Genomic DNA, 11,827 nt, shown 5'->3' on the forward strand with positions numbered 1-11,827 from the left:
TACACTTGTAACAGCCCATCCGCGATGAAGCTAAGCGGCCCGCTCCAGGGCGTCCAGCAAGCCAACAAACTCCAGCGAAAGCTTATGTCGCGGGGCCAAATGGACGATGGGAACTGACATTTCGTGAGATTCGCGCATCTTGACGGAGCTGCTCAGATAGACCGGTAGCACTGGCAAACCTTCGGCCAGCAACTCATTCACGAGAGATTGGTGTAGGCCGGTATACCCGGCGAACTGGTTGACCACCACCCCTTCCACTTTCAGTGATTCATTGTGATCAAGACGTAGTTCTTCTACCTGTGCGATAACACGGTACATCGCCTGGCGAGAAAAGCTGTCGCAATCGAATGGAATCAGCAATCGATCTGCAGCCACCAGCGCGCTGAATGTGTAGAAATTCAGCGACGGAGGCGTATCGATATAGATGCGCTCATAGTCCTCGGACAGCTCTACCAGCAACTTGCGCAGCTTGTTGATCTTGAACCTGCTCTCGAGTTTTGACTGGAGGTCTGACAGTTCAGAGCTAGCAGTCACCAGGTGAAGGTTGTCGTAAAGGGTCTCGGTGATGGCCACTCGATTCCTTCTGCCTTCAAAGCCACTGGACAGTGTTTGTTTGAAGAAGTCCGCTATGCCTGCGGGAATGTGCTCGTCGGTCAAGCCCGTGAGGTAGTGAGTCGAGTTTGCCTGGGGGTCGAGATCTACCAGCAGCGTTCGGTAACCTTCGGCAGCACTCACGGCGGCAAGGTTGCAGGCAATGCTGGATTTCCCAACGCCCCCTTTCTGATTGAATATGACACGACGCATAGGGCTTGCTCATCCATGAAAAAGGCCAAAGGCCGGCTGAAGTGTGTAAGAAGTCATGTCAATTCTATGACGGCAACATTGCAGTTTTGCGACAGCGATTGGCCAAAGCTGCGCACTAGAGCATTTGACTGCCAACACAAGGTGGTAGCGATAGATTTACACGGATCAGCAATCCCCTGGGTTTGCCAATGTTAGCCGCTGCAGCAAACCTTCCACGTCAGCTAGCGCTGGAGCATGGGCTCCGGCATGGCGGCAAGATATGGATGCGCAAGCCGCTGAAAATTGCAGGCGCTCTCTCAAGTCCGCGATCCCCAACAACTCCGCAGCCAGCCAACCAGCCATACACGCGTCTCCTGCTCCAACCGTGTCCTCTACCTTCACGGCAATAGCCGGCTGATCGAGTTGGCTGTCCGGGGTGTGGAGAACCATCCCGTGTTCCCCTCGGGTAAAAAGGATCTGCGCCTGAGGATTAAGAGCGCGAAGTTCATCCATTGCCTGGTGTTCTGTCAGCCCTGGATAAACTTGCCGAAGGTCTTCGTCGGAAAGCTTGATCATGTCAGCAAGGGTGGTCATCGTAGGGAAGGTCTGCTCCCGATAATGGCTATCCATTAAATTGCGCCAGTTCGGATCATAGCTAATCCGTTTACCGGCTTCTTTGGCCTGCTGAGCAATTTTAACCAGCCTGTCTGCGAGTGGCTGTCGAGCCAAACTGATGCAGCTGAAATGATACAGCTCTGCATGGTTGATCCATCCATCGGGCATCAGATCCGGATCAAAAAACAGATCGGCATCTCCAGCAAAAAAATACCTTGGAGGACGGCTCGATGGAACGATGGCGACCAAAGGATCTCGGTCTACCCGTTGGATAAACCTCATATCCAATGCTGCCGCTTCCGACTGTGAAACTATCTCGTCACCCAGTGAATCCATGCTCACCGCCCCAGCAAAAGCGCTGCTGACACCCAAGCGACTTAGCGCTCGTGCAACGTTCCAGGGAGCACCACCCGGGTAGCCCTTCCACTGTCCAGGAGTGCCTTGGACAAGATCGGTCAAGGCTTCGCCAAACACTACTGCGCGAGGCAATACCATCGTCATTTCCTCAATTTTTTGTCGTAGGGAACTGCTGGCTGATCAGATTCGACCGGTAATCACTGACTCAATGCGTTTTGATGAAAGGCAGGGTTTGTTGAAGTTAGAGAAGTTCTCATGGCCAACCTAAAAGCAGATGTTGGCCGAACGCGCTTGAATATTAAAACCAGGTTTCCATTTGTATGCCGTATTGCCATACACCTCCGGCTTTGAAGTCCGTCATGCCAAAGGAGTCTGTGGTACTGAATCTGTCCAGATCCGAAGACCAGTTCATGAAGCTTGCGAACACTCGCAATTCGGGACGTGTAAGAAGATCTCCAACCTCGGGTTTAAATGTCGGGGCGACAGTGAATTTCCAAAAGTTACCGTCGACCGCATTACGTTGTAGATAGTCCTTCGGATCGAGGTTCATGGTTTGCCAGCTTATTTCGTAGGCCATCTCGAAATTGCTGTTGATTTTATTGGCCAAACGCACGTTCAGGGTCAGCCAGCGGTAGTCGTCACCCTTGACGTATCTATCCTTGCTCTGTTCGGCCAGCAAGCTGGGGCCGATACGCCAGTCAGGCGCAAGGGGTGTCTCACCGTAAAGTGCCAGACGCAGAGCGCGGGCATCGTCGATCAGTTCACCATCCGAGCCGACGTTCTTGACCTCAGCTCCCAGACCTTGCCCATAGAGCAGCGCCGTTTTGAAGAAGCCTTCCCTGCCGAAAAAGTTTTTCTGGTGATTGGCCAGCATGCTGTGCAAGCCGGAATCCGCAGGCGTCAAACCCGCTGCATTGGTTCGGGTAGCGAAATCGTTTTTCTTTGCGCCGATGGCATTGAACATCCACTGCCACTGACCATCCTCGAAGAACTGGTTGGAGGTCAGGATGTAGCTTTCCACATCGGCACTAAGATCGCCTTGACTGAAATCCCCGTAGTTGCGCCCGATCAAAGAGTAGTTCGAACGCCAATTCTTGTTCATCTGCATATCGTAGATTCCACCCCCGGTGCCGGCCAGATAGACAACGTCCGAGTCCAGCCAGTGGATATCGAAATTATCTCTATCGAATCGCTTGCCTGCCCACAGGGTGGCGTTCTCGAACACTGAATTGCCCTTGAATGCCGCGAGATGGTCAAGCGCTGTGAAGACCTGGCGCACGTTCAGTTTGCTTTCATCGGCCGTCCAGTCATTGGAACTTTCCACACCGTCGGCGATGGAGACCGTGAATTTGGAACGGGTGCCGTTTTGCGCATAGATCTCTTTCGACAGGTCTATACGCATGTAGGTGTCGTCTTCGTTACCGAGTCGCCCGACTGCACCACCGACTGAACCGGCAGGAGTTTCATAAGGGCCGCCACGACCACCCCCCAGCCGATCGTTGATCAGCAATCCGGAGCGGGCGTAGCCGTTGAAGCTGAACCCATCAGTGAGGTGTCCGGTACTGCCTTCTTTCTCCAGGCTTTGCTGGCGGGCCTCGAGTTTTGCCAGGCGGGTATCCAAAGCGGGCGCCGAAATTACTGCCGCAGTAGACGCGGCAGGCTGCAAGGGAGCAGTGGCGAGTTTGATCTGCTGCAATTCCCTGGCAAGTGCCTGGGTTTGCTGTTCGGCTGCGGCCGCACGCTTCTCCGCTGCGCTGGTACGGGCTTCAAACGCGGCCATGCGTTCTTCCAGAGTCGCGGCCTGAGAGGTTACCGCCGAGGTGCCGAGCACGCCTGCGAGTAGCCAGCTTGATGCTTTCTGCATGTGAATTTCCTGTTTTGTTTTTATTTTTCTGTTCCCGCGAACGGCCTTTTTTCGTCAATTGTGAATTGTCAAAATTGACGAAAAAAGGATGCCTCATCGCAAATACGCTGCTACATTTGGCGATGTTAACGTTAACTTTTCTAAAAACAAAAATAAAGAGGGCTTTATGAAACAGCTAAAATCTCTCCTCCCAGCCGCACTAGTCACCCTCTGTGCCGGATTTCCATGCCTCTCGAGCGCAGCCGACTTAACGATCTCGTGTGGTGCGGTGGGTGCGGAGTTGCAGCTCTGCAAGGAGGCTGTCGAGGCGTGGTCGAAACAGACCGGCAACAACGTCGAGGTGGTTTCCACCCCTAACTCGGCGACCGAGAGGTTGTCGTTCTATCAACAGATCCTCAGTGCGCAATCCAGCGACATCGACATCATTCAAATCGATATGGTGTGGCCAGGGATGCTGGCCAAACACTTGATGGATCTGCGCGAGGTGCTACCTGCCAACGCGACCCAAGGCTACTTCCAGGCACAGGTGGATAACGCCACGGTGAACGGACGGTTGGTGACGATGCCGTGGTTCACCGACTCGGGCCTGCTGTATTACCGCAAGGACTTGCTCGAGAAGTACAACCAGCAGGTTCCCCAGACCTGGGAGGAGATGACTGCTACCGCCAGGAATATTCAACAGGCTGAGCGCAATGCCGGGAACCCCAATGCGTGGGGTTACATCTTTCAGGGGCGCGCCTACGAGGGCCTGACGTGTAATGCCCTGGAGTGGATCAGCAGCCAACCGCAAGGCGGGCTGGTCAATCCGCAAGGCGACATCGTGGTCAACAGTCAGGCTTCAAGAGCTGCTTTGACCCTGGCGAAAAGCTGGGTGGGAGACATCTCCCCGCGTGGCGTACTCAACTACACCGAGGAAGAAGGTCGTGGCGTATTCCAGTCGGGCAATGCGCTGTTCATGCGTAACTGGCCTTATGTCTGGGCGTTAGTGCAAAGCCAGGACAGTGCGGTAAAAGACAAAGTCGGGGTCGCTCCCCTGCCCCGCGGCGGCGAGACCGGCAGCCATGCCTCCACCCTCGGTGGCTGGGGCCTGGCGGTATCGCGCTACAGCGCCCATCCCAAACTTGCCGCCGAGCTGGTGAGCTACCTGACCCGTGCCCAAGAGCAAAAACGCCGTGCCCTGATCGGCGCCTATAACCCGGTTATCGAGTCGCTGTATCAGGACCCCGAATTGCTCGCGGCCATGCCTTATTACGCTCAGCTGCACAGCATTCTCAACGATGGGGTCATGCGCCCCGCCTCCATCACTGCCGATCGCTATCCACGAGTCTCCAATGCGTTCTTCGATCGAGTGCATGGCGTGCTGGCGGGCGAGTTGCCTGTGGATCAGGCGCTGGCCGAGCTGGAAAGCGAACTCACGCGCATCAAACGCCGGAACTGGTAAGCCACAAGGAAGAAAATCGCCATGTCTGTCTCTACGACCCATGTCCCCTGTGACGAGCTTCTGCTCACCAGGGAAACGCCCGTACAACGACGCCGGGTACGCGCCGCCTGGCTGTTTCTGACACCGATGCTGTTGTGTCTGACGCTGGTGGCAGCCTGGCCGCTACTGCGTACATTCTGGTTCAGCCTGACCGACGCCAGTCTGTCGGACACCGCTGGCGGATCCTTCGTCGGCCTGAGCAATTATCTGTTTCACAACGGTTCCACCTGGTCGGGCATCCTGGTCGATCCTCAGTGGTGGAACGCGGTGCGCAACACCTTGCATTTCACCGTGGTGTCGGTGGGACTGGAAGTCGTACTGGGACTGCTGGTGGCGTTGCTGCTGAACATCAAGTTCACCGGCCGTTCCCTGGTGCGGGCGTTGATTCTGATTCCCTGGGCGATTCCGACCATTGTCTCGGCAAAGATCTGGTCATGGATGCTTAACGACCAGTTCGGCATCATCAATCACCTGATGCTGAGCCTCGGCCTGATTGACGCGCCCCTGGCCTGGACGGCCGATGCGGACCTGTCGATGTGGGCGGTGATCCTCGTCGACGTCTGGAAGACCGTGCCGTTTGTCACGCTGCTGATGCTGGCGGCCTTGCAGATGTTGCCGAGCGATTGCTACGAAGCCGCGAGGGTCGATGGCATTCATCCGCTGAAAGTGTTCTGGCGTGTCACCCTTCCCCTGCTGATGCCCGCACTGCTGGTGGCGGCAATCTTCCGCATCCTCGACTCGCTGCGGGTATTCGATGTGATCTATGTGCTGACCTCGAACTCGTCGAGCACCATGAGCATGTCGGTGTATGCCCGCCAGCACCTGGTGGAGTTCCAGGACGTCGGTTACGGCAGCGCGGCCTCGACGCTGCTGTTTCTGGTGGTTGCGGTCATCGCCATGCTTTATCTCTACCTCGGACGCCGTCAACTGGAGGTCCGGTCATGAACCTGCGCCTACTGAAAAAAGCACTGTTGCGCCTCGGGTTCTGGTGCCTGATCGGAGTATTGCTGCTGTATGCGGTTTTCCCTTTCTACTACGCCATCGTGACTTCACTGAAGCCGTCCAGCGCCTTGTTCGAGGTGAGCTACTGGATCGACAACCCCGACTTCTCCAACTACGCGGCGGTACTCCATCAAGCCTCATTCCTGCGGGCTATCGGTAATTCGCTGGTGGTGGCGCTGTGTGTGGTGACACTGGCGCTGTTCCTCAGCCTGACCGCCGCCTATGCCTTGGGCCGGGTGAAGTTCCGAGGGCGTGGCACGGTGTTGATGCTGGTTCTTGGTGTGTCGATGTTTCCCCAGGTCGCTGTGCTGTCGGGTCTGTTCGAAGTGATCCGTGCCCTGGGCCTGTACAACACGTCCTGGGCATTGATCCTGAGCTACACGATTTTCACCCTGCCCTTCACCGTCTGGGTGCTGACCACATTCATGGGGCAACTGCCACATGAACTGGAAGAAGCGGCCATCATGGATGGCGCTTCACCCTGGGTCACACTGACCCGGGTGCTGGTGCCGCTGCTCTGGCCTGCGCTGGTTACCACCGGTTTGTTGGCCTTCATCGCCGCATGGAACGAGTTCCTGTTTGCCCTGACCTTCACCCTCACCGACACGCAACGCACAGTGCCGGTGGCCATTGCCCTGATTTCCGGCGGCAGCCCCCATGAGTTGCCTTGGGGATTATTGATGGCTGCATCGGTGCTGGTCACTGTCCCACTGGTGATTCTGGTGCTGATCTTCCAGCGCCGAATAGTTTCCGGTCTCACTGCCGGCGCGTTAAAGGGTTGATGCCCAACAAAGACAAGGAACAGCATCGTGATCAAATTGAAACTGGACAACGTGAACAAACAATTGGGCGGCGCGCGGATTCTTCGCGACGTCAGCCTGGAAATCGCGGCGGGTGAATTCGTGGTGTTCGTCGGCCCTTCGGGCTGCGGCAAGTCGACCCTGCTGCGCCTGATCGCCGGACTGGATTCGATCTGCGGCGGCGACCTGCTGATCGACGGGCGTCGGGTCAACGACCTGGAGCCGCGCGAGCGTGGCGTCGGCATGGTATTTCAATCCTATGCGCTGTACCCGCACATGAGCGTCTACGACAACATCAGCTTTGGTCTCAAACTGGCCAAGACTGAAAAGAGCAGCCTGCGTGAGCGCGTGCTGAAAACAGCGCAAATCCTTCAATTGGACAAACTGCTGCAACGCAAGCCAAAAGAACTGTCTGGAGGGCAGCGCCAGCGTGTGGCAATGGGCAGAGCCATGGCGCGTGAGCCGGACATTTTGCTGTTCGATGAGCCGCTCTCCAATCTGGATGCATCCTTGAGGGTGCAGATGCGCAACGAAATCGCCCGGCTGCATGATCGACTGGGCTCGACCATGATCTACGTCACTCACGATCAAGTGGAAGCGATGACCCTGGCCGACAAAATTGTTGTGCTCAATGGCGGTCGCGTAGAGCAGGTCGGCTCACCGCGCGAACTCTATGAGCGCCCGGCGAGCCGCTTTGTCGCCGGTTTTCTCGGTTCACCCAGAATGAACTTTCTGGCGGCACGCCTGCATGCCCCGGGTGAAACCAGCCTGGTCGATACTCCCGTCCTGGGTATGACCTCCCTGCCCTTCGACAGCTCGAACCTGGCGGCGGACGCCTCACTGAGCCTGGGGATTCGCCCGGAACACGTGTCGCTCAAGGCGGCGCAGGGAACTGCCGGCGTCGTCGTGACCGGGGTCGAATACCTGGGCAGTGAAACCTATGTGCACCTCGATACAGGTCAGGACGAGCCACTGATCTGTCGTTGTGGGGTCAACGCCGGATGGCAGGTGGGCGATCAGGTCGAGCTGCAGCTGGAGTTCGGCAATCTGCACCTGTTCGACGCCGACGGCACGGCCTTGAAGCGCCACCCACACGCCATTGAAACCCTGCCGGATGGTGTCTCTCTAAGCCCGGTACGAGCACGCGCCCTATGACCTTGTCTTTGAATACCCCGAGCGATCCAATGCCTTGCACCCTTGACCTTGCGCAGCGTGCGCTGAGTGACGGCCTGTCTCGCGTCATCGAGGATTATCGACCTGGTTATCATCTTGCCCCCCAAGTGGGCTGGATGAACGACCCTAACGGGGTAGTGTACTTTCGTGGTGAATATCACGTTTTCTATCAGCATTACCCCTTCGACGCGAAATGGGGCCCGATGTATTGGGGCCACGCCAAGAGTGCTGATCTGGTCCATTGGCAGCACCTGCCCATTGCGCTGGCACCAGGCGATGACTTCGACCGTGACGGATGTTTTTCCGGTAGCGCGGTGGTGTGTGGCGATACCCTGGCACTGATCTACACCGGACACACCTGGCTGGGGGAAGTGGGTGACGAACGCTTGATCCGTCAAGTCCAGTGCCTGGCCACCAGCATCGACGGCATCCGGTTCGTCAAGCATGGCGCCGTCATCGACACCGCGCCGCAAGACACGATCATGCACTTTCGCGACCCCAAGGTGTGGCAGGAGGATGACTGCTGGTACCTGATTGCCGGTGCACGTCTGGGTGATAAACCGCTACTGCCGCTATACCGTTCCACGGATCTGCACGCCTGGGAGTTCCTTGATTATGTGTCCAGCGGCAGCGAGGGCGATGGCTATATGTGGGAGTGCCCGGATCTGTTCCGACTGAACGGGCGCGATGTGCTGCTTTACTCCCCCCAGGGCATGCAACCCCAGGGTTACGATCGGCTCAACAAATACCAGACCGGTTATCGAGTGGGCCGACTCGACAGCGAATGGCACTTCACCGGCGGGCCTTTTATCGAGTTGGATAACGGCCATGATTTCTATGCCGCGCAAACGCTATTGGCCGCCGATGGTCGGCGCCTTGTATGGGCATGGCTCGACATGTGGGAAAGCCCGATGCCGAGCCAGGCCCATCATTGGTGCGGCATGCTCGGTTTGCCGCGCGAACTTGAACTGTGCGCCGATCGCCTTTGCGTGTATCCGGCACGGGAGCTCACCGCTCTGCGCAAAGCGCCATTGCCAGGCACGTCCTGGTGGTATGAATCGGGAACCCGGTGGGTGCCGGAAGTGAATGGCGATATGCTCGAAATCCATGTGCACCTGGATTTACTCGGCTGCACCGATGGCCACCTGGGAATCGCGTTGCGCTGCAGCGACGATGACCATGAACAAACCCTGCTCTACTATGATGCGGCGTTGCGGCGTCTGGTGCTTGACCGCAGCCACTCTGGTGCGCAAGTCACAGGCCAGCGCAGCGTGTCGATAGACCCGATACAAGAGCGACTGGCACTGCGTGTGTTCCTCGATCGCTCGTCCATCGAGGTGTTCGACGAAAACGGGCACTTCAGCCTCAGCAGTCGCCTCTATCCGCGGCCCGACAGTCTGGGCGTGAAGCTGTTTGCCAGCGGAAGTGGCGGGCGTGTCTCGATTCCCAAGGCATGGCCTCTCGGCTCTGGATGGCTATGAACAGCGTCATTCGAGTCGCGAGAAGCCCGGGCCCTGTGTCATGATTCTGCGTCAACCTGACCGGTCTCATCTCGCATGACTTCAGTGAAAGATGTTGCACAGCTGGCCGGCGTGTCCCTGATGACGGTTTCTCGAGCGCTCAATAATCCGGAAAAACTGAGTCCCGAAACCCTTCAGCGGGTGCGTCGCGCCATTGATGAGCTGCAATTCGTACCGAGCCTGTCGGCGCGCAAGATGCGCGGCGACAACCTCCAGTCGCGAACCATCGGAGTGTTCGCGCTAGACACCGCGACCACTCCGTTCGCGGTCGAACTGTTGCTGTCCATCGAACAGACCGCACAGCAAGCCGGCTGGAATGTCTTCATCCTCAACCTGTTGAGCAATCCGCCCACCGACCAGAACATCGACCTGATGTTGTCGCACCGTCCCGACGGGTTGATCTTCAGCGCCATGGGGTTTCGCCAGGTGAGCATTCCCGAGCGCTTGAAGAGCAAACCCCTGGTCCTCGCCAATTGCCTGGCCGATGACAGTCACCTGGTCAGTTATGTGCCGGACGACGAATCGGGGCAGTATCGCGCCGTACATCACGCGTTGAGCCAAGGCTATCGACGCCCTCTGTGCATCAATCTGCCCAAACAGAGCCTGGCCTGGGGCCTGCGACAAAAAGGCCTGCAGCGTGCCTGTCAGGCATTCGGCCTGGCGCCTGACGCACTGCTGCAATACGACCTTTCCGATCATGATGCCTATGGTGAAACCGCAGCCATCCTCGACCGGCACATCATCGAAGGTCGTCCCCAGTTCGATGTTCTGATCTGTGGCAACGACCGCATTGCTTTTTGTGCCTATCAGCTGTTGTTGGGCCGTGGCCTGAAAATTCCCGACGATGTCGCCGTGCTCGGCTACGACAACATGATCGGTATTGCTGAGCTGTTCATCCCGCCGCTGACCACGGTGCAACTACCGTACTACGAGATCGGTCGCAAGGCTGCCCGGCACCTGATCGAGACCCTCGACGTATCGGGAACCCAGCCCGTTGATTGTCCATTGGTGGTTAGGGCATCGCTATAAGATTCAGTTAATTCGGTGATAGCGTGCCCGCTTGCTTTCGATTTGCCACTAGCCTGTCACCGACCTACTGGGCAGATCAATCGAGGCTCAAATGGCCTTGTAGTTTATTTTTGAAGCTTGAGCTCCGGGGGCGTTTTCACTAAAGAAATCGAAAAGCGCTTCGCCACATACCAGATACATAGTCGTTTGCTTCTTAAAGGTTCGCGCGCCTTCGCTAGCATCGAAGGACTCTATAGATCTCAGAAATCACCTGCATCGTTGCGTCTTCGATCGTTCCTTCATTGCGGCATAAAACCCAGCCGTGATCTGCAATCGCTCGTTCGAACGCCTTGGTACAAGCGACATGTTCTTCCAGCTTATGGATCACGGTACTGCTCAGCCCACGCCGTCGTGCCGCTGCCCTCGCCCATGAAATTTCAGGGGCGGTGACAACCCCGACATGCAGGTCGGGCACTCGCACGTTTCGATCAATGTTCAACTGTAGAATCTCTGCAAACGGGACTATCCGGCGAAACGCGGCATCAGACGGGTACCAGCGATCGATCAAGATGATGCTGCCTGGTGGCTGTTTAGCCAGCACGTGCCGGGAAATCCAGGTACGGCTATCAGCAAAGCGCTCACAAACCTCCAACTCCAAATCGCGGGTGGGATTTCTGACGAATTTGTTCACGAGGGTCATTGTTTCACCCCTATAGGGATCGCTTTTTTTCTCGCAAAGTCGGATCACTTTTTTGTTGCCTGCCCTCAGTACTTTCGTGACGGCCTCCAACAGTGTGGTTTTGCCGGCTCCCTTGGGCCCATCCAGAGAAACAAACAGCGGACGATTCATTTTTCACATAACGATTGATATACGGTTTTTTTGCCCTGTTCGTTCGCTGGAACCCTTTGGCGCAACTACGCGAATCGAGTGGAGGGTCCCTTATGAACAGAGATTGATGAACACTCTAACCCGGTTTCGGGCTAACGGGTCTCAAAACCCAGGGTTACAGCCGCTTATGAACATCGGTCATCGCCCATAAGCTAAATCATGTATGTAGCAGTAGCCCACTCTTAACGATCATCGGTGGAATTCGCGGATGGGCAATTCCATCCCCAAAAACCGCAGTTGACGCTCAAACATCAATGTCATGGGTTGTGACGCGTTTCTGTCGACCCGAAGACGTAGAACCCACTTGAATCGCCCAGGATCCTCCAGGCACCTCCC

10 protein-coding genes are annotated in these 11,827 nt (G+C 56.7%); 6 read left to right on the plus strand and 4 right to left on the minus strand.

Features of this window, described 5'->3' with window-relative positions; translation table 11 throughout:
- Positions 1 to 30: 30 nt before the first annotated feature.
- From AB4O40_RS03095 to AB4O40_RS03105, 3 genes are all read right to left on the minus strand, one after another.
- Positions 31 to 804: a ParA family protein gene (locus AB4O40_RS03095; protein WP_056724878.1), complete on the minus strand. Its 774-nt coding sequence runs from the start codon at positions 802 to 804 to the stop codon at positions 31 to 33.
- Positions 805 to 969: 165 nt separating this feature from the next.
- Positions 970 to 1,893 (minus strand): carbohydrate kinase family protein, encoded by a 924-nt coding sequence (locus AB4O40_RS03100; RefSeq protein WP_460056164.1) that lies wholly within the window; start codon positions 1,891 to 1,893, stop codon positions 970 to 972.
- 160 nt (positions 1,894 to 2,053) lie between these two features.
- The gene (locus tag AB4O40_RS03105) at positions 2,054 to 3,619 is read right to left on the minus strand and encodes a carbohydrate porin (protein ID WP_414919097.1); all 1,566 of its coding nucleotides are present in this window, start codon (positions 3,617 to 3,619) and stop codon (positions 2,054 to 2,056) included.
- A 166-nt stretch (positions 3,620 to 3,785) separates the two neighbouring features.
- On the opposite strand from AB4O40_RS03105, the gene AB4O40_RS03110 reads away from it, so the two are divergent.
- The 6 genes from AB4O40_RS03110 to AB4O40_RS03135 all read left to right on the plus strand — a co-directional run bounded on the left by AB4O40_RS03110 (position 3,786) and on the right by AB4O40_RS03135 (position 10,623).
- A complete protein-coding gene (locus tag AB4O40_RS03110; protein WP_460056161.1) occupies positions 3,786 to 5,060 on the plus strand; it encodes an ABC transporter substrate-binding protein in 1,275 nt (424 codons plus the stop codon).
- 21 nt (positions 5,061 to 5,081) lie between these two features.
- Positions 5,082 to 6,044 (plus strand): carbohydrate ABC transporter permease, encoded by a 963-nt coding sequence (locus AB4O40_RS03115; RefSeq protein ID WP_414919099.1) that lies wholly within the window; start codon positions 5,082 to 5,084, stop codon positions 6,042 to 6,044.
- On the plus strand, positions 6,041 to 6,883 hold the full coding sequence (locus AB4O40_RS03120) for a carbohydrate ABC transporter permease (protein ID WP_460056158.1): 843 nt from the start codon (positions 6,041 to 6,043) through the stop codon (positions 6,881 to 6,883). Before AB4O40_RS03115 ends, AB4O40_RS03120 begins: the two co-directional genes overlap by 4 nt.
- A gap of 27 nt (positions 6,884 to 6,910) precedes the next feature.
- The gene (locus AB4O40_RS03125; protein WP_460056155.1) at positions 6,911 to 8,056 is read left to right on the plus strand and encodes an ABC transporter ATP-binding protein; all 1,146 of its coding nucleotides are present in this window, start codon (positions 6,911 to 6,913) and stop codon (positions 8,054 to 8,056) included.
- Positions 8,053 to 9,555, plus strand: a complete 1,503-nt coding sequence (locus AB4O40_RS03130; protein ID WP_460056152.1) for a glycoside hydrolase family 32 protein — start codon at positions 8,053 to 8,055, stop codon at positions 9,553 to 9,555. Before AB4O40_RS03125 ends, AB4O40_RS03130 begins: the two co-directional genes overlap by 4 nt.
- A 75-nt stretch (positions 9,556 to 9,630) precedes the next feature.
- Entirely contained in the window at positions 9,631 to 10,623 is a 993-nt protein-coding gene (locus tag AB4O40_RS03135) for a LacI family DNA-binding transcriptional regulator (RefSeq protein ID WP_056724895.1), read from the plus strand.
- A gap of 214 nt (positions 10,624 to 10,837) precedes the next feature.
- Here AB4O40_RS03135 and AB4O40_RS03140 read toward each other — a convergent pair whose 3' ends face one another.
- On the minus strand, positions 10,838 to 11,452 hold the full coding sequence (locus AB4O40_RS03140; RefSeq protein WP_460056149.1) for a dTMP kinase: 615 nt from the start codon (positions 11,450 to 11,452) through the stop codon (positions 10,838 to 10,840).
- Positions 11,453 to 11,827 lie beyond the last annotated feature (375 nt).

This window comes from Pseudomonas sp. S2_F07 (assembly GCF_054668325.1).